This is a genomic window from Actinoallomurus oryzae, from assembly GCF_039541955.1.
Lineage (GTDB): Bacteria > Actinomycetota > Actinomycetes > Streptosporangiales > Streptosporangiaceae > Actinoallomurus > Actinoallomurus oryzae.
This window is the reverse complement of sequence record NZ_BAABHF010000017.1, coordinates 226071-242812: the sequence shown is the minus strand read 5'-3', so window position 1 is coordinate 242812 and position 16742 is coordinate 226071. Positions and strand designations below refer to the sequence as shown.

Sequence of the window (16742 nt, the reverse complement as noted above, 5' to 3'; positions counted from 1 at the left end):
CGACGCGGTGACCACTCAGAGCGGAGGGTACGGCCCGCGGGTCTCGGGTGCCCGCCCGGCACGACGCGTGCTGTCGTGCCGGACGGAGCGCGATCACTGCTCGGGCGTGGGCGCCGCGGGCTCGGAAGCCGCGGGCGGCGCGGGCGGCGGCTGGACCGGTCGCCGTCCCACGGTCAGCTCGATCGCCGGCACGTCCTTCGGGTCGAAGCCGAGCGTCTGACCGTAGAACGCCAGCTCCGCCTCCAACGAGGCGATCACCGTGTCGGCCCGCCGGAAGCCGTGGGACTCGCCCTCGAACGCCCGGTACGCGTACGGGATGTCCTTGGCCGCCACCGCGTCCGCGAAGCGTTCGGACTGCGGGGGAGAGACGACCGGGTCGTCCAGGCCCTGCAGCAGCAGCACCGGACAGGCCGTCCCGGAGGCCCGCGCGAGCGGCGAGCGCTCCTCGTATGTCCGCTCGAATCCCGGAACCGGCCCGATCAGCCCGTACAGGTAGGTCGACTCGAAGTCGTGGGTCTCCTTCAGCCAGCTCTGCGGGTCGGCGATGCCGAAGTAGGACGTGCCGGCCTTGAACAGCGTGCTCTGCGTGATCGCGCACAGCGTGGTCCATCCGCCGGCGCTCGCGCCGCGGACGGCCAGGCGGTTCGGGTCGGCCGTGCCGCCGTCCACCAGCGCCTGGGCCGCCGCGACGGTGTCCTCGACGTCGACGACGCCCCACTGGCGCCGCAGCCGCTCGCGGTACGAGCGGCCGTAGCCGGTCGAGCCCCCGTAGTTGACGTCGATGACGCCGAGGCCCCGGCTGGTGAAGTACGCGATCTCCAGGTCCAGCACGCTCGTGGAGTGGTCGGTCGGCCCGCCGTGCACGAACACGATGTACGGCGGCAACTCGCCCTCGGGCGCCTGGGCGGTGGGATTGGACGGCGGGTACACATAGGCGTGCACCGGCCGCCCGAACGGCCCTTCGAGCTCCTGAGCGCGCGGCAGCGGCAGGTAGGCGGGATCGGGCGGCGTGTCCAGCTCCGCCCGCAGCACCGTGGCCTCTCCGCTGTCGGCGTTCACCGCCACCACGGACCAGGGGATGTCCGGGGCGCCGGCGATCCCCACGATGGTGGTGCCGTCGGCGGACACCTGGAGCTTCCAGTCGGTGTAGGGCAGGTCGAAGTCGGTCAGCTCCGCGGTCTCCGGGTCGTACACCCCGAGCCGCTGGTCGCCCTGCCCGTGCAGCACCGCGATGCGCCCGTCGTCGAGGAGGGCGTACGGGCGGCCGCCGAGGTTCCACAGCGGCCCGGCGAACTCCTCCTCGGCCGGGTACATCGCCTGCGGAGACTCGCCGCGCAGGCCGATCTCGTACAGGTTCCACCAGCCGGGCCAGTCCGAGACGACGTAGAGGCTGTTCTCGTTCAGCCAGGTGGGTGCCAGCGCCGACTCGTTCAGCCCGCCCTTGACCGTACGGGGGCGTCCGAGCGTGCCGTCGGCCTCGAAGGCGGCGACGCGCAGCTCGGTGCCGTCCCACGGCATCCTCGGGTGGCTCCACTGCACCCACGCGAGGTGCCCGCCGTCGGGGGAGGGCGTGGGGAAGGCGTAGAAGTCGGCGCCGTGGACGAGTTCGCGGATCGCCCCGGGATCCTGGGTCGCCGCGCCGCTCAGCGGGACCGCGACGATGGCCCGCCGTACGGTGCCGGAGGCGTGGCTCTCCTGGACGCACCAGATGTGCCGGCCGTCGGGCGACAGCGTGAAGTCGGCGTACCGCAGCCCCGACGGCTCGGCCGGCTCCGGCGTCAGCGGCAGCGGGGTGCGGCCCTCGGCGAGCCGGTAGAGCCGCTGGTCGGAGTAGTTGGCGAAGACCAGGTCACCGTCCGGCAGGGGAAGATAGGACCGCCCGCCGTACTCATGTACGCGTGTGCGGGCGTCCCATGGCGCCGGGAGCAGGTCGGTGCCGGACCGCACGATCGTGGTACGCCCGCCCCTCTCCGGACGGGTCTCCTGCCACCACACACGATCGCCGTGGATGGTGGGGTAACCAAGGCGCAGGCGTGCCCTCGCGACGTCGGCGGCGGAGATGGGGGAGGGCCAGGATCCATAGGGGGCGGTCGCACGAGCGGTCATATCGGAATCGTCTCGCAAACCGGGGGACAATGGGGCCACGACCCCGCACTTGAGCTTGTTAAAAGTTGGAGCCGGGCCCGGGCGGCTCCCCGCCGGGTTTCGGTCCTTCGAAACGGCGTATCGGCCCGTCGCGCACGGGACGGTGCCCTCGGCCGGCCCCGGCGAGCAGGTCCTCGCCTCCGCAGGCGAGGTGCGAACCTGACGAATCGCTGTCAGATACCACCGCCGTCTCTGGCGTCGGCTCCGGCGGTCCCCCTAACTTCGCGGTAGGGGAGGGAGGGCGATGACGACGGCGTCGATCAGCGAGCTGATCTCCTATCCGGTCAAGGGCTGTGCCGGCGTGCCGCTGGGCGAGGCGACGCTGACCGAGGCGGGCCTGGCCCACGACCGCGCGTTCATGGTGGTCGACCGCGACGGGAGGTTCCGCAGCCAGCGCCGGGACCCCCGGCTGGCGCTCATCCGGCCCGCCATCGCCCCCGGCGGCGAACACCTCGTCCTGCGCGCGCCCGGACTCGACGACCTGGACATCGCGGTCGACCGGGACTCTCCCGGCGGGAAGGTGGAGCTCTTCGGCACGCTGTACGGGGGCGTCGACCAGGGCGACGAGGCCGCCGCGTGGCTCTCGTCGATGCTCGGCGCGGCGAGCAGGCTCGTACGGGTGCCGCCGGATCACGACAGAACCACCGGCGGCCGGGTCCCCGGCACCTCCGGCTATGCCGACAGCAGCCCGGTGCACGCCCTCTCGCGCGCCACGCTGGACGAGCTGAACCGGCGCGTTCCCGGGCCGCCGGTGCCGATGTCGCGGTTCCGCCCGAACATCGTGATCGACGGATGGGACGAGCCGCACCTGGAGGACCGGGCGGACCGCGTCGTCGCCGGCGACGCCGAACTCGGGTACGCCCGGCTCGCGATCCGCTGCGCCGTCACGCTGGTCGACCAGCGGCGCGGGGTACGGTCCGGCCCCGAGCCGCTCCGCACCCTCGCCACGTACCGGCGCGCCGCCGCCGGGGGCGTGGCGTTCGGCGCCAAGTTCTCGGTGCTGCGCCCCGGAAGGCTCGCGGTGGGCGACGCCTGGACCGTCCTCGCCTGGGCCGAGTCCGAACTCGGCGACCCACGGCCCGGATAGACGAGGCCGGGACCGGTGGACGCGCCACCGGTCCCGGCCTCGGAGAGTCGGACGCCGCCCGGAGCCCCATGCCCTGCCGTACGACGGGCGAGGGTTCCGGGCGGCCTGTCAGGCGGAGCCCATGCCGACCGCCGGCGGAGCGCCCGCGGCCGTGTTGAGGGTGCGGGCCGCGCTCTTGCGGCTGCGCCGGCTGCGCTTCTCCAGCCACGTCGCGAGCAGGCCGAGCGCGATGTTGATGATGATGTAGATCACCGCGATCACGATGATCGACGGGATGGTGTTGCCGAAGTTGCTCGAGACGACGCGCAGGCCGCTGTTGAGCAGGTCGTTGTAGGCGACGATGTAGCCCAGCGCGGTGTCCTTCAGCAGCACGACCAGTTGGCTCACGACCGCCGGCATCATCGCGGTGATCGCCTGCGGCACCAGGATCCGCAGCAGCACGCCGCTCCTGCGCAGGCCGATCGAGTAGCCCGCCTCGGACTGGCCCTTGGGGATCGAGTTGATGCCGGAGCGGAAGATCTCCGCGAGCACCGACCCGTTGTAGAGCGTCAGGCCGATGACGAGGGCCAGAAACGCCGAGACCGGCGGCAGGACCCGATCGAACGCGTCCATGATCGCGGGCGGGCCCGCCTGCGCGAAGAAGATCATGATCAGCAGGGGGATGGCGCGGAAGAACTCCACCACCGCCCCGGCCGGAACGCTGATCCACTTGTGCTCCGACAGCCGGCCGAGGCCGAAGACCACGCCGAACACCAGGGCGAACACCGCCGCGACCGCCGCCGCCTTGAGGGTGCCCCCGAGGCCGGGGAGGATCTGCTTGGTCCAGACGACCTTCTCGGTGAACGGCTTCCAGAGCTTGCCGTCGAACTGGTGCTGGTCATCCAGCCGCGCGATGATCAGGTAGGCGATGAAGAGCAGCACCACGGCCGCGACGAGCGTCATGATGTTGTTGCGCAGCCGCGCCCGCGGACCGGGGGCGTCGAACAGGACCGAGGGCTTGTTCTTGGTCGGCCGCCGCGCCGAGGCGTCCGACTGGGTGTCCATGGACAGGGTCATCGGGCCACCGCCAGTCGCTTGGAGAGCCAGCCGAAGAAGAAGCCGGTCGGGAGGGTCAGCACCATGAACCCGATCGCGAAGCCGAGGAAGATCGGGATGGTGCCGCCGTACGTGTCGAACATCTGCTTCATCTGCGCCGACGCCTCGAAGTAACCCGCCGCGAGCGCCACCGTGGTGTTCTTGATCATTGCGATGAACACGCTGCCCAGCGGGGCGATCACCGTGCGGAAGGCCTGTGGCAGCACGACCAGGCGCAGCGACTGGGTGAAGGTGAGCCCGATCGACCGGGCCGCCTCCGCCTGCCCGAGCGGCACGGTGTTGATGCCGGCTCGCAGCGACTCGCAGACGAACGACGCCGTGTAGATGGTCAGGCCGATCGTCGCCAGCCAGAAGCCGTTCGTGCTCGGGTCCTGGGAGATCTGCAGGTGCAGCGTGTCGCTCAGGCCGAGGCTGCAGAACAGCAGCACGAGCGTGAGCGGCGTGTTACGGAATATGTAGACGTACAGGCCGCCGGCCGCCCGCAGCACCGGGGTCGGCGAGACCCGCATCGAGGCGAGCACGGTGCCGAGGACCAGCGAGCCGATGCCCGACAGGAGGGCGAGCCGGATCGTCCCCCAGAACGCCTTCATGACGGTGCCGAATTCTTGCTGCAGCGGACCGAAGTCCAACAGCGCGTGCAAATTCATGGGTCTCCACCGGATCGAAACGGCGCCGGTGAGCGGATGAGCTCACCGGCGCGCTGGGTCGCTACGGTTCAGCTGCAGCCCTGGAAAGCCGGGGGCTTGGTCGTGTCGAACTGCAGGCCCTCCGGGGTGAACCACTTGTCGATGAGCTTCTTGGCCGTTCCGTCGGCGTACATGTCGGTGATCGCCTTGTTGACGGCGTTGCAGGTCTTGATGTCGCCCTTCTTGATGCCGACGCCGTACTTCTCGTCGGTGAACGGCACGTTGTCGACCTTCACCGACGAACCCTCACGCGCGGCGTAGCCGGCGAGAATGGTGCTGTCGGTGGAGACCGCGTCGAGCGAGCCGCCCTTGAGCTTGGTGATGCACTCCTCGTACGCGTTGGCCGGCACCAGCTTGATCGCGATCTTCTGGTTGAACTTGTTGGTGCCCTCGGTGAGGTTCTTCCAGGAGTTGGAGCCGGAGACCTGGCAGACCCGCTTGCCCTTGAGATCGGCGAACGTCTTGATCGAGGTGTCGTTGGCGCGGACCAGGATGTCCTGGTGGGGCACCAGGTACGGGCCGCCGAAGGTGACCAGCGGAAGGCGCGCCTGAGTGATCGAGTAACTGGCGATCACCAGGTCGTCGGTGCCGTTCTTGAGGAACGTCTCGCGGTTGGCGGAGATCGTTTCCTTCCAGGTGATGTTCTTCTCCTGGACGCCCAGCTTGCCCGCGATGTACTTGGCCACGTCGACGTCGAAGCCCTCGACGGTGCCGTCGGGCTTCTTCAGCCCGATGCTCGGCTGGTCGAACTTCACGCCGATCGTCAGCTTCTTCTGGTCCTTGGCCTTGTCGACGACCGAACCGGCCTTCTTGGCTCCGCAACCCGTGACACCCATCGTGGCGACGGCCAGCGCGGCGACGGCAACACCGAAATGACGTACTCGCATGATCTTCCTCTGCTTTCGAGCCGGCACGGGGGAGCGGCCGGCGCGTTTCATGACAAATCAGTGCGTCAGAATCTTGGAAAGGAAATCCTTCGCGCGATCGCTTCGGGCGTTCGTGAAGAACTCTTCCGGAGTGTTCTCCTCGACGATCTGCCCATCCGCCATGAAGACCACCTTGTTGGCCGACGCGCGAGCGAAGCCCATCTCGTGGGTCACCACGACCATGGTCATTCCCTCGGCGGCGAGATTGGTCATGACGTCGAGCACTTCTTTGATCATTTCCGGGTCGAGCGCGGAGGTGGGCTCGTCGAAGAGCATCACCTTGGGCCGCATGGCGAGCGCCCGCGCGATCGCGGCACGCTGCTGCTGTCCGCCGGAGAGCTGCGCCGGGTACTTCTCGGCCTGGCTCGCGATCCCCACCCGTTCGAGAAGTTCCATCGCGTACTTCTCCGCTTCGGCGGCCGGGGTTTTCTTCACCTTCGTGGGGCCGAGAGTGACGTTCTGCAGGATCGTCTTGTGCGCGAACAGATTGAACGACTGGAAGACCATGCCGACATCGGCTCTGAGCTGTGCGAGCTCCTTGCCGTCTTCGGGCAGCGGCTGCCCGTCGATCCGAATGGTCCCGTCGTCGATCGGCTCCAGCCGATTGATCGTGCGGCACAAGGTGGACTTGCCGCCGCCCGACGGACCGATCACGACCACGACCTCGCCTCGGTGGATGGTGAGATCGATGTCCTTCAGGACGTGCAATTCACCGAAGTACTTGTTGACGTTCTCAAGTACGACGAGCGGTCCGCCGCCACTCACGTCGGCCTCCTGGGCCGCCTTGCCGGTGTCGGTCATGCCCGCAAAGCGTACGTGATCCGAAGAACGCAACCAGTCCCTTGATATACCGATCCGATCACGTTGTTCGCCCCTGGTACCCCTCCGTTCCCCCTGATGGGCGTTCGGTTCGGTGGATCAGTCGGTCCCGCCGGGGCGCCGGGCCCGCGTACCCTTTCTCTTGAGATGAACGCGCCCACGACTTTCGACGACCACGCCCGCACGTACCAGATACGCACGTACGGGTGCCAGATGAACGTGCACGACTCCGAGCGGCTCGCGGGGCTGCTCGAAGACGCCGGATACGCGCGCGCGGCCGAGGGCGCGACGCCCGACGTCGTCGTCTTCAACACCTGCGCGGTCCGCGAGAACGCCGACAACCGGCTCTACGGCAACCTGGGCCACCTGCGGCCGGTCAAGGAGGGCCACGCCGGCATGCAGATCGCCGTCGGCGGCTGCCTCGCCCAGAAGGACCGCGACACGATCGTCCGGCGCGCGCCCTGGGTCGACGTGGTGTTCGGCACCCACAACATCGGGTCGCTGCCGGTGCTGCTCGAACGCGCGCGGGTGCGGCAGGAGGCGCAGGTCGAGATCAAGGAGTCGCTGGAGGCGTTCCCCAGCACTCTGCCGACGCGCCGCGAGTCCCCGTACGCCGCGTGGGTGTCCATCTCGGTGGGCTGCAACAACACCTGCACCTTCTGCATCGTGCCCTCGCTGCGCGGCAAGGAGACCGACCGGCGGCCGGGCGAGATCCTCGCCGAGATCGAGGCGCTCGTCGCCGAGGGCGTCCTGGAGATCACGCTGCTCGGTCAGAACGTCAACTCCTACGGGGCGGAGTTCGGCGACCGGGGGGCGTTCGCGGGTCTGCTGCGCGCCTGCGGGGAGGTCAAGGGCCTGGAGCGGGTGCGTTTCACGTCACCGCACCCGCGCGACTTCACCGACGACGTGATCGCGGCGATGGCCGAGACGCCCAACGTCATGCCGTCGCTGCACATGCCGCTGCAGTCCGGCTCCGACCGGGTGCTCAAGGCGATGCGCCGCTCGTACCGGCAGGAGCGTTACCTCGGCATCATCGAGCGGGTCCGCGCCGCGATCCCCGAGGCCGCCATCACCACCGACATCATCGTCGGCTTCCCCGGCGAGACCGACGAGGACTTCGAACAGACCCTCCACGTCGTACGCGAGGCGCGGTTCTCCGGCGCGTTCACCTTCCAGTACTCCAAGCGGCCCGGCACCCCGGCCGCGACGATGGACGGGCAGATCCCCAAGGAGGTCGTACGGGAGCGGTACGACCGGCTGGTCGCGCTGCAGGAGGAGATCTCCTGGGCGGAGAACAAGAAGCAGGTCGGGCGCACGCTGGAGGTCCTGGTCGCCGAGGGAGAGGGCCGCAAGGACGAGCGCACGCACCGCATGTCCGGCCGGGCGCCCGACAACCGCCTCGTCCACTTCACCGCCGAGGAGACGGCTCGGCCCGGCGACGTGGTCACGGTGGACGTCACGTACGCCGCGCCGCACCACCTGGTCGCGGACGGCCCGGTGCGCCACGTACGGCGCACCCCCGCCGGCGACGCGTGGGGACGCCGCGTGTCCGAGCCGTCGAAGGCCGTCTCCCTCGGCATGCCGGGCATCGGCCGGCCCGAGCAGGCTCCGACGGCACCGTCCTGCCGCTGACGTACCGGTCTCCGGACGGCCCGCCGGGCCCGTGAACGATCAGGGCTGGGGTGGCTGCTGCTGCCTGCCCTCCTCACCCCACTGGGCCGCCGTCTTCTTGGCCTGCTCCTGCGCCTTGTCGACCTTGTCGGCGTACTTTCCGCCGGTCTTCTCGTCGATCATGTCGCCGGCCTTGTCGACGGCCTTGTCGACCCGGTCGCCGTGCTGGCCAAGAAACTCCTTCACCTTGTCCACGATGGACATGGGATCCCCCCAAGCGGTCCTGTCCGGGCATCGACCGCCGATGCCGTCATGTGGGATGCCATACCCGAGGTGGGGCCAGAATTAGCATGTGACGCGAACGATCAGACCGCACGGCCACGACGACCTCGCGGGGACGAACATCGTCGCCGTCGTCGGGCCCACCGCCGCGGGAAAGTCCGATCTGGCGGTGGAGCTCGCCCTGCGGCTCGGCGGTGAGATCGTCAACGCCGACTCGATGCAGCTCTACCGCGGCATGGACATCGGCACGGCCAAGCTCACCGAAGAGGAGCGGCGGGGCGTCCCGCACCACCTGTTGGACATCTGGGACGTCACCGAGACCGCGAGTGTCGCGGAGTACCAGCGCCTGGCACGGCGGGCGATCGTGGAGATCCACGGGCGTGGGCGCGTGCCGCTGCTGGTCGGAGGGTCGGGACTCTACATTCGCGCGGTCATCGACGACCTGGACTTTCCCGGCACCGATCCGGAGCTGCGGGCCCGGCTGGAGGCTTCGCTCGCCGAGGTGGGCCCGGCGGCGATGCACGCGCGGCTCGCCGAGCGTGACCCGGCGGCGGCCGCGTCGATCCTGCCCAGCAACGGGCGGCGCGTCGTCCGGGCGCTGGAGGTGATCGAGATGACCGGGCGGCCGTTCAGCGCCTCGATGCCGTCCTATGACGAGGCCAAGGAGTACGCCACACAGCTCGGACTGGCCGTTCCCCGCCCCGAACTGGACGAGCGCATCGCGCTGCGGGTGGACCGGATGTGGTCCGCGGGGCTCGTGGAGGAGGTACGGCGGCTGGAGCCGTACGGGCTGCGCGAAGGGTTCACCGCGAGCCGTGCGCTCGGCTACGCCCAGGTGCTCCGGTTCCTGGCGGGGGAGTGGAGCGAGGAGCGGGCGCGGGAGGAGACCGTGCGGTCGACGAGGAGGTTCGCCCGCCGGCAGGAGTCCTGGTTCCGCCGCGATCCGCGGGTGCGCTGGATCGGGTACGACGCCTCGGTCGACCACGCGCTGGATACGATCAGTGCATGCGATTCGTGAAGGGGCACGGAACCGAGAACGACTTCGTGATCCTGCCCGACCTCGACGGCGCGCTCGACCTGACGCCGGATCTGGTCGCCGCGATCTGCGACCGCAGAGCGGGAATCGGCGCCGACGGGGTGCTGCGGGTCGTCCGTTCCAAGGCGCTCGGCCGCGACGGTGATCCCGAGTGGTTCATGGACTACCGCAACGCCGACGGCGGCGTGGCGGAGATGTGCGGCAACGGCGTGCGGGTGTTCGCCCGTTACCTGGTCGAGGCGGGCCTGGCGGCCCCGGGCGACCTGCGGATCGCCACCCGCGGCGGCATGCGCGTCGCCCGCCTGGGGGCCGCCGGCGACGTCACCGTCGACATGGGCGCGCCGAAGATCCTTGGGAACAGCCGGGCGACGGTGTCCGGGCGCGTGTACGAGGGCCTGGGCGTCTCGATGGGCAACCCGCACCTGGCCTGCGCGATCAGCGAGCCGGTGTCCGGCCTCGACCTGACCCGGGCGCCCGAGGTGGACGCCGGCTTCTTCCCCGAGGGCGTCAACGTGGAGCTGTTCCGCCCGGCGGGTCAGGGCCGGGTGGAGATGCGCGTGCACGAGCGCGGGTCGGGGGAGACGCGGTCGTGCGGCACGGGAGCGGTCGCGACGGCGGTCGCCGCCGCGCACGCGGAGGGCCGCACCGAGGGCACCTGGGAGGTGGCCGTTCTCGGTGGCGTGGTCACGGTGACGCTGGACGGCGAGACCAGCTTCCTGAGCGGTCCCGCGGTCCTGGTCGCCGAGGGCGAGTTGCACCTCGGCTGAACGACCGGCGATCCACGCGGACGCTCGTCGGCGCGTTCACTGTTCCGAAGTGCCGTCTCGTGTCCGGTCTTGGCGGCGGAGGGTCAGCGCGCGTCCGCGAGCCCGCGGATCCCCGCGGTCACGACCGTGGCGTCGACGTCGCCCACCAGCAGACGTTGCATGACGAACCCCGGCATCAGGCACATCAGCGACGTGCCTATGGCCTCCGGATCGGCGCCTTCGGGCAGCCGGCCGGCGTCGCGCATGCGGACGGCCAGTGACGTCCACGAGGACCGCAGGCCGACGAACAGTCCGGAGACGATCTCACGGTACGTCGGATCGTGCAGGGCCTCGGCCCAGACCTGCGGCGCCACCCGGAGCGTGCCGTCGTCGAGCATCGACTGCACCAGCGTCAGGAACCGCTCGATGATCTCTTCGAACGGCGGAAGCGGGTCCTCCTTGAGGATCCTCTCGAGGAGCTGCACCGCGATGCCCTGCCGTTCGGTGGCGATCGCGTGGATGATCTCGTTCTTGCTCTTGAAGTAGCGGTAGACGGCCCCGGCCGACAGCCCCGACTCGGCGAAGACGTCCTGCATGGACGTCAGGTGGAAGCCCTTGCGGATGAAGCAGCGCCGGGCGGCGTCGAGGATCTGCTGCCGCCGGCGTTCGAGGTGCTCGTCGCTGACTCGAGGCATAGGGCAAAACTAAAACGAACGTCCGTTCTTGACAAGCCGCCGCCGTGGTGCGACGGTCGCACCAAAAGAGAACGAACATCCGATTTATGGAGGCTGTCATGGAACAGCGCTCTGCGGACGTGTCCGAACCGCGCGCGGTGGAGGAGCCCGGACACCGCCGCTGGGTGGCGCTGGTGTTCATCTGCCTGGCCCAGCTCATGATCGTGCTGGACGCCACCATCGTGAACATCGCCCTGCCGTCGGCCCAGCGTGACCTCGGCGTGTCCGACGCCGACCGGCAGTGGATCATCACCGCGTACACACTAGCGTTCGGCGGCCTGCTCCTGCTGGGCGGCCGGATCGCCGACCACGCCGGGCGTCGACGTGCCTTCCTCGTCGGCCTGTTCGGCTTCGCCGGGGCCTCGGCCCTCGGCGGCGCCGCTCCCGGCTTCGGCGTGCTGCTGGCGGCTCGGGCCTGCCAGGGGGCGTTCGGCGCGCTGCTCGCGCCCTCGGCGCTCTCGCTGCTCGCGGTGACCTTCACCCGCCCGGACGAGCGGGCCAGGGCGTTCGGCGTCTTCGGGGCGATCGCGGCGGGCGGGGGTGCGATCGGCCTCATCCTCGGCGGACTGCTGACCGAGTACCTGGACTGGCGCTGGTGCCTGTACGTGAACGTCCCGATCGCCGTGCTGTCCGCGTTCGGCTGGTACGTCCTGCCGGCCGACCGCGGCTCCGCCCGGGCGCGTCTCGACGTGCCCGGCGCGGTCCTCGCCGTCTGCGGGCTCGTCGCCTTCGTGTACGGGTGCAGCCGCGCCGAGACCGACGGCTGGGGTTCCGGGCCCGTGGTCGGCCTGCTGGCCGGAGGTGTCGTGCTGCTCGCGGTGTTCGCCGTGGTGGAGAGCCGTGTGGCGCACCCGCTGCTCCCGCTGCGGGTCGTCTGGGACCGTACGCGGGGGAGCGCGTACTTCGGTGTGGCGGTGGCGATGATCGCGATGTTCGGCACGCTCCTGCTGCTCACGTATCACCTGCAGGTGGTCAAGGGGTACTCACCGGTCCGCACCGGCGTGGCCTTCCTGCCGCTGACCGCGGCCGTGCTGGTCTCGGCCGGCGGCGTCGCCTCCCGCCTGCTGCCCCGGGTGCCGCCGCGTACCCTGATGGCGCCGGGGCTGCTCCTCGCCGCGGCCGGCCTCGGCTGGCTGGTCCACCTGGACACGGGCACCTCGTACGCCTCCGGGGCGCTGCCCGCCCAGATCCTGGTGGGTCTGGGCATGGGCGTGGTGATGGCCCCGGCGATGAATTACGCCACGCACGAGGTCGGCGCGCGGGACTCCGGCGTCGCCTCGGCCACCGCGAACACCGCCCAGCAGGTCGGCGGTTCGATCGGTGTGGCGCTGCTCAACACGATCGCGACCAGCGCGACGTCCGGCTACCTGCGCGCGCATGGGCGGGATCCCCGGCTTGTCAAGGCCGGTCTGGTGCACGGCTTCACCCACGGCTTCCTGGCGGCGGCCGTGATCCTCGCCGTGTCCGCGGTGATCCTCGCCGTGCTGATGAACACCCCGCGCCCGAAGGCCTGATCCCGTCGCTCGCCCTGGGCGATTACCGAATCGGTTTCGGTTATGATGTCGCCGTGACCCAGGTCAAGCGGCAGGCCCGAGCGGAGCGGACCCGAGCCGCGCTCCTCCGAGGCGCCCGCGAGGTGTTCGAGGAGCGCGGCTTCCTCGACGCCAAGATCAGCGAGATCTGCGACCGGGCCGGCGTCGCGTACGGCAGCTTCTACACCCACTTCGCCGACAAGGACGCGATCTTCGCGGAGCTGATCGACGAGATGCTGCGCGGCCTGCTCACCGTCATGCGGGCCGAGCCGCTGGACGGCGACGGACCCGAGGCGCGCATCGCCCGCGCCAACCGCGCCTACCTGCGCGCCTACCGTGAGAACGCCCGGCTGATGGCCGTGTTCGAGCAGGTCGCGACGTTCTCCCCGGCGATGCGCGAGACGTACCTGCGAGCCTGGGGCGTGTTCTACGACCGCCAGGAGCGCGCGATCCGCGGCTGGCAGGAGGCCGGTCTGGTTCCGGCCGACGTCGATCCCCGTACGGCCGCGGTGGCCCTCGCCACCATGATCGGGCGCACCGCGTACACCTGGTTCGTGCTCGGGCGGCCGTACGACGACGGCGATGTGGAGCAGCTCACCCGGCTGTACTGCCGGGCGATCGGTATCTGAGGGAGGCCCCAGAGTGGACTTTCACGACACACCGGAGGAGGCGGCGTTCCGCGCGGAGCTCCGCTCCTGGCTCTCCGAGCACTGGGCCGGCCGGCCGCTCGAAGGGGGCCGGGGCGACTTCGACGCGCTGCGGCGCTGGGGCGGCGAGCTCTACCAGGCCGGGTACGTCGGGCTGACGTGGCCGTCGGAGTACGGCGGGCGCGGGCTGTCCCCGACGTACCAGGCGATCTACCTGGAGGAGATGTCGCGGGCCAACGCGCCCGGCCATCCGGGCGTGATCGGCCTCAACATGGCCGGGCCGACGATCATCGCGTGGGGCACTCCGGAGCAGAAGGAGCGCTACCTGCGACCGCTGCTGGACGGCTCGGAGATCTGGTGCCAGGGCTTCTCCGAACCCGGCTCCGGCTCCGACCTCGCCTCCGGCCGTACGAGCGCGGTCCTCGACGGCGACCACTGGGTGGTCAACGGGCAGAAGGTCTGGTCCTCCTACGCGCACAAGGCCGACTTCTGCATCCTCGTCGTCCGCACCGACCCGTCGGCGCCCAAGCACGCCGGCCTGTCGTACCTCATCGTGGACATGCACGCGCCGGGCGTCACCGTACGGCCGCTGGTGCAGATCACCGGCGACCCGGAGTTCAACGAGATCTTCTTCGACGACGTACGGGTGCCGCGCTCGTCGATCCTGGGGTCGCCCGGCGACGGGTGGAAGGTCGCGATGACCACGCTGCTGCACGAGCGCGGCACGCTCGGGTTCGCGCTCTCCGCCGAGCTCGAACGAATGGTGAACCAGCTGATCAAGCTGGTCAAGGAGCCCGGGCCCGACGGCCGCCGCCCCGCCGACGACCCGGTGATCCGCGACGCCGTCGCCCGCGAGTGGATCGAGATGCAGTCGCTGCGCTTCACCAACTACCGGTCGCTGACCACTCTCCTGGAGACCGGCATCCCCGGGCCGGAGGGCTCGGGCGTCAAGCTGGCCTGGAGCGAGGCGAACCAGCGGCTGACCTCACTCGCCCAGTCGGTGTTCGGGCTGAACGGCCTGGTCTCCGACGACGCGCCCTGGAACGGCTTCTGGCAGTACTGGCAGCTCCGCTCGCGCGGCAACACCATCGAGGCCGGCACATCGGAGATCCTGCGCAACATCATCGCCGAGCGTGTCCTCGGCCTGCCGAAGGGACGTTGACCGATGGACTTCGCGTTCTCCGAAGAGCAGGAGCAACTGCGCGGCTTCGCCCGCGAGTTCCTCGCCTCCCGGTACGACGACGCGCGCCTGGCGGAGATCGCCGACTCCTCGGCCGGCGTCGATGAGGACGTCTGGGGCAGGCTCGCCTCGATGGGCTGGCTGGACCAGGACCTGACCTTCCTCGACCAGGCCGTCCTGTTCGAGGAGACCGGGTACCGGCCGCTGCCCGCGCCGTACTTCTCGACCGTCGCCCTCGCCGCGCCCGCGCTGGACGCCGAGGCGGGCAAGCGCGTCGCGTCGGGCGCGCTGAAGGCGACGCTCGCCTGGGCCGAGCCGGGGCGTCCGCAGGCGCTGCTGGACCCGGTGGAGACGTCGGTCTCCGACGGCCGTCTGACCGGTGCCAAGACGCTCGTGCCCGACGGTGCCGTGGCCGACCTGTTCGTCGTCGTCGCGGCCGACGGGCTGTACGCGGTGGAGGCGGGCGACGCCGAGGTGACGCCGCGCTCGACCATCGACGGCACGCGGCGGGTGGCGGACGTGCGGTTCTCCTCGGCGCCGGCGCGTGCGCTGGCCTCCGGCGAGGAGGCGCGCGTCCTGCTGGGCCGTATCCGCGACCGCGCGTACGCGGCGCTGGCGCTGGAGGGCGTCGGTGTCGCGCAGCGCGCCCTGGACCTGCTCGTCGCCTATGCCAAGGAGCGCGAGCAGTTCGGCAAGCCGATCGGCGTGTACCAGGCGGTGTCGCACAAGGCGTCGAACGTCTACGTGCAGTTGCAGGAGGCGCGGTCGCTCGCCTACTGGGCGGCGTGGTGTGTGTCGGAGGACGACGAGATGGCCCGGCAGGCGTGCCTGGCCGCCAAGGCCCTGGCCGGGTCCGCCGCGGTGTTCGCCTGCGAGAACGCCATCCAGGGGCATGGCGGCATCGGCTTCACCTGGGAACACGTGCTGCATCGGTACTACAAGCGCGCGCAGTGGCTGGCGGCGTTCGACGGACCGGCGCGTTCCCAGCGTGCGGAGGTCGCGGCGTTCCTGCTCGACTGAGTTGTCCACAGGCACTCCCGCCTGCTGTTGTCATAGCGTGACTTTGCGATAACTTTCCGCAGTCGCCGTCGTCGCTGCGGGAGGTCTGGTCGTGCTGCGCCGTTGCCTGGGCCGGCTGGTGCTCGCGGTCGCCGGGGCGAGCCTGGCCTACTTCGCGGCCACGCTCGCCCTCGACCCACGCGCCTCGCTGGAGGGCCGGAGCCCGAGACCGCCCCGTGCGGCGGTCTCGGCCCGGCTGGCGTCGCTCGGGCTCGACGGGCCGCCGGCCCGTCGTTACGCGACCTGGGCGTCGGGGGTGGCGCGCGGCGACTTCGGCGCGACGCTCGACGGCGTGCCGGTGCGCGGCGAGCTGCTCCGGCGTGCGGGGGCCAGCCTGCGTCTCGTCGCGGCGGGCGGTGCGCTGGGCTGGGCCGGGGGAGTGCTGCTGGGCGCCGTGAGGGCCTGCCGCCCGCAGGGCGCGCTCGACCGCCTGATCACCGCGGGCGCGCTGGTGACGATGGCGACCCCGGCGTTCGCCCTGGCGGTGCTCCTCCAGACGGCCGCCCAGAGCGTGAACTCCTGGACCGGTGCGCCGGTCTTCGCGTGGACGGGCGAATACACCCCGGGTGCCGCGGGGCCGGCGGCCGACCGGCTGCGTCATCTGCTCCTGCCCGCCACCGTGCTCGCGCTCGGCCAGGCCGCGATGTGCGCCCGCTACCAGCGAGGGCTGCTCCTCGACGCGCTGAATTCGGGCTGTGTCCGCGCGGCGATGGCCCGGGGCCTGCGCCGGCGCACGGCGTTACGCCGCCACGCCCTGCGGGTGACGGTGGCGCCGATGACGACCTTCGCGGCGTACGACTTCGCCGCCCTGCTGACCGGCACGGCCGTCACGGAGAAGGTCTTCGCCTGGCACGGGCTGGGGGAGTGGCTGATCGACTCGATCGCGGGCGACGACGTGAACGCGGTCGCCGCCTGCGGCTGCGCGGCGGCGATGGCGATCGCCGCCGTCGGTCTGCTCGCCGACCTGGCCCACGTGGCCCTCGACCCCCGGGCGCGGCCATGACCGGGGCAGCCGCATGATCGCTCGCACGCCGGGGCCTCCCGGCGGACCCGCCCGTGCGCCAGAGACTCCGGAAACGACGGCCTCGGCCCCGCACGCTTCCGGTTCCCGCCGGGGCGGGGCGCACCGGCGGTCTCCGATCCACCGGCGGTTCCGC

16 protein-coding genes are annotated in these 16742 nt (G+C 70.8%); 9 read left to right on the top strand and 7 right to left on the bottom strand.

Annotated features, from left to right (window positions below):
- Positions 1-93: 93 nt before the first annotated feature.
- Complete coding sequence (locus ABEA10_RS14000) at positions 94-2106, bottom strand: S9 family peptidase (protein WP_345462887.1); 2013 nt, start codon at positions 2104-2106, stop codon at positions 94-96.
- A 283-nt stretch (positions 2107-2389) separates the two neighbouring features.
- Between ABEA10_RS14000 and ABEA10_RS13995 the strand changes: the two genes are divergently transcribed.
- Positions 2390-3232: an MOSC domain-containing protein gene (locus ABEA10_RS13995; protein ID WP_345462884.1), complete on the top strand. Its 843-nt coding sequence runs from the start codon at positions 2390-2392 to the stop codon at positions 3230-3232.
- A 108-nt stretch (positions 3233-3340) separates the two neighbouring features.
- Here ABEA10_RS13995 and ABEA10_RS13990 read toward each other — a convergent pair whose 3' ends face one another.
- The 4 genes from ABEA10_RS13990 to ABEA10_RS13975 all read right to left on the bottom strand — a co-directional run bounded on the left by ABEA10_RS13990 (position 3341) and on the right by ABEA10_RS13975 (position 6740).
- A complete protein-coding gene (locus ABEA10_RS13990; RefSeq protein WP_345462881.1) occupies positions 3341-4288 on the bottom strand; it encodes an amino acid ABC transporter permease in 948 nt (315 codons plus the stop codon).
- Positions 4285-4974 (bottom strand): amino acid ABC transporter permease, encoded by a 690-nt coding sequence (locus ABEA10_RS13985; protein ID WP_425550904.1) that lies wholly within the window; start codon positions 4972-4974, stop codon positions 4285-4287. The genes ABEA10_RS13990 and ABEA10_RS13985 overlap by 4 nt, the downstream gene beginning before the upstream one ends.
- A 68-nt stretch (positions 4975-5042) precedes the next feature.
- Positions 5043-5900 (bottom strand): glutamate ABC transporter substrate-binding protein, encoded by an 858-nt coding sequence (locus ABEA10_RS13980; RefSeq protein ID WP_345462878.1) that lies wholly within the window; start codon positions 5898-5900, stop codon positions 5043-5045.
- Positions 5901-5957: 57 nt separating this feature from the next.
- Positions 5958-6740 carry an amino acid ABC transporter ATP-binding protein gene (locus ABEA10_RS13975; RefSeq protein ID WP_329256960.1) on the bottom strand — a complete coding sequence of 261 codons (783 nt, stop codon included), beginning with the start codon at positions 6738-6740 and terminating at the stop codon, positions 5958-5960.
- Positions 6741-6905: 165 nt separating this feature from the next.
- On the opposite strand from ABEA10_RS13975, the gene miaB reads away from it, so the two are divergent.
- Complete coding sequence (miaB, locus tag ABEA10_RS13970) at positions 6906-8390, top strand: tRNA (N6-isopentenyl adenosine(37)-C2)-methylthiotransferase MiaB (RefSeq protein ID WP_345462873.1); 1485 nt, start codon at positions 6906-6908, stop codon at positions 8388-8390.
- 39 nt (positions 8391-8429) lie between these two features.
- Here the strand turns inward: miaB and ABEA10_RS13965 are convergent, their stop codons facing one another.
- Positions 8430-8633, bottom strand: coding sequence for an antitoxin (locus ABEA10_RS13965; protein WP_345462870.1), 204 nt, complete (start codon positions 8631-8633; stop codon positions 8430-8432).
- 139 nt (positions 8634-8772) lie between these two features.
- Between ABEA10_RS13965 and miaA the strand changes: the two genes are divergently transcribed.
- Together miaA and dapF are read left to right on the top strand one after the other, a co-directional pair.
- Complete coding sequence (gene miaA, locus ABEA10_RS13960; protein WP_345463091.1) at positions 8773-9669, top strand: tRNA (adenosine(37)-N6)-dimethylallyltransferase MiaA; 897 nt, start codon at positions 8773-8775, stop codon at positions 9667-9669.
- On the top strand, positions 9657-10454 hold the full coding sequence (gene dapF / locus ABEA10_RS13955; protein ID WP_345462867.1) for a diaminopimelate epimerase: 798 nt from the start codon (positions 9657-9659) through the stop codon (positions 10452-10454). The genes miaA and dapF overlap by 13 nt, the downstream gene beginning before the upstream one ends.
- An 83-nt stretch (positions 10455-10537) precedes the next feature.
- Here dapF and ABEA10_RS13950 read toward each other — a convergent pair whose 3' ends face one another.
- The gene (locus ABEA10_RS13950; protein ID WP_345462864.1) at positions 10538-11128 is read right to left on the bottom strand and encodes a TetR/AcrR family transcriptional regulator; all 591 of its coding nucleotides are present in this window, start codon (positions 11126-11128) and stop codon (positions 10538-10540) included.
- 98 nt (positions 11129-11226) lie between these two features.
- Between ABEA10_RS13950 and ABEA10_RS13945 the strand changes: the two genes are divergently transcribed.
- From ABEA10_RS13945 to ABEA10_RS13925, 5 genes are all read left to right on the top strand, one after another.
- The gene (locus ABEA10_RS13945; protein ID WP_345462861.1) at positions 11227-12681 is read left to right on the top strand and encodes an MFS transporter; all 1455 of its coding nucleotides are present in this window, start codon (positions 11227-11229) and stop codon (positions 12679-12681) included.
- A 53-nt stretch (positions 12682-12734) separates the two neighbouring features.
- A complete protein-coding gene (locus ABEA10_RS13940) occupies positions 12735-13328 on the top strand; it encodes a TetR/AcrR family transcriptional regulator (RefSeq protein WP_345462858.1) in 594 nt (197 codons plus the stop codon).
- 13 nt (positions 13329-13341) lie between these two features.
- Positions 13342-14508: an acyl-CoA dehydrogenase family protein gene (locus ABEA10_RS13935; protein ID WP_329256979.1), complete on the top strand. Its 1167-nt coding sequence runs from the start codon at positions 13342-13344 to the stop codon at positions 14506-14508.
- 3 nt (positions 14509-14511) lie between these two features.
- Positions 14512-15546, top strand: coding sequence for an acyl-CoA dehydrogenase family protein (locus ABEA10_RS13930; RefSeq protein ID WP_345462850.1), 1035 nt, complete (start codon positions 14512-14514; stop codon positions 15544-15546).
- Positions 15547-15637: 91 nt separating this feature from the next.
- Complete coding sequence (locus ABEA10_RS13925; RefSeq protein WP_345462847.1) at positions 15638-16588, top strand: ABC transporter permease; 951 nt, start codon at positions 15638-15640, stop codon at positions 16586-16588.
- The last annotated feature ends 154 nt before the right edge of the window (positions 16589-16742 follow it).

Excerpts from the sequence above, each read along its gene's own strand:
- miaB (WP_345462873.1), top strand. The coding sequence starts at position 6,906 with ATGAACGCGCCCACGACTTTCGACGACCACGCCCGCACGTACCAGATA.
- ABEA10_RS14000 (WP_345462887.1), bottom strand. The coding sequence starts at position 2,106 with ATGACCGCTCGTGCGACCGCCCCCTATGGATCCTGGCCCTCCCCCATC.
- ABEA10_RS13980 (WP_345462878.1), bottom strand. The coding sequence starts at position 5,900 with ATGCGAGTACGTCATTTCGGTGTTGCCGTCGCCGCGCTGGCCGTCGCC.
- ABEA10_RS13985 (WP_425550904.1), bottom strand. The coding sequence starts at position 4,974 with ATGAATTTGCACGCGCTGTTGGACTTCGGTCCGCTGCAGCAAGAATTC.
- ABEA10_RS13950 (WP_345462864.1), bottom strand. The coding sequence starts at position 11,128 with ATGCCTCGAGTCAGCGACGAGCACCTCGAACGCCGGCGGCAGCAGATC.
- ABEA10_RS13930 (WP_345462850.1), top strand. The coding sequence starts at position 14,512 with ATGGACTTCGCGTTCTCCGAAGAGCAGGAGCAACTGCGCGGCTTCGCC.
- ABEA10_RS13995 (WP_345462884.1), top strand. The coding sequence starts at position 2,390 with ATGACGACGGCGTCGATCAGCGAGCTGATCTCCTATCCGGTCAAGGGC.
- ABEA10_RS13945 (WP_345462861.1), top strand. The coding sequence starts at position 11,227 with ATGGAACAGCGCTCTGCGGACGTGTCCGAACCGCGCGCGGTGGAGGAG.
- ABEA10_RS13990 (WP_345462881.1), bottom strand. The coding sequence starts at position 4,288 with ATGACCCTGTCCATGGACACCCAGTCGGACGCCTCGGCGCGGCGGCCG.
- ABEA10_RS13975 (WP_329256960.1), bottom strand. The coding sequence starts at position 6,740 with ATGACCGACACCGGCAAGGCGGCCCAGGAGGCCGACGTGAGTGGCGGC.
- dapF (WP_345462867.1), top strand. The coding sequence starts at position 9,657 with ATGCGATTCGTGAAGGGGCACGGAACCGAGAACGACTTCGTGATCCTG.
- ABEA10_RS13965 (WP_345462870.1), bottom strand. The coding sequence starts at position 8,633 with ATGTCCATCGTGGACAAGGTGAAGGAGTTTCTTGGCCAGCACGGCGAC.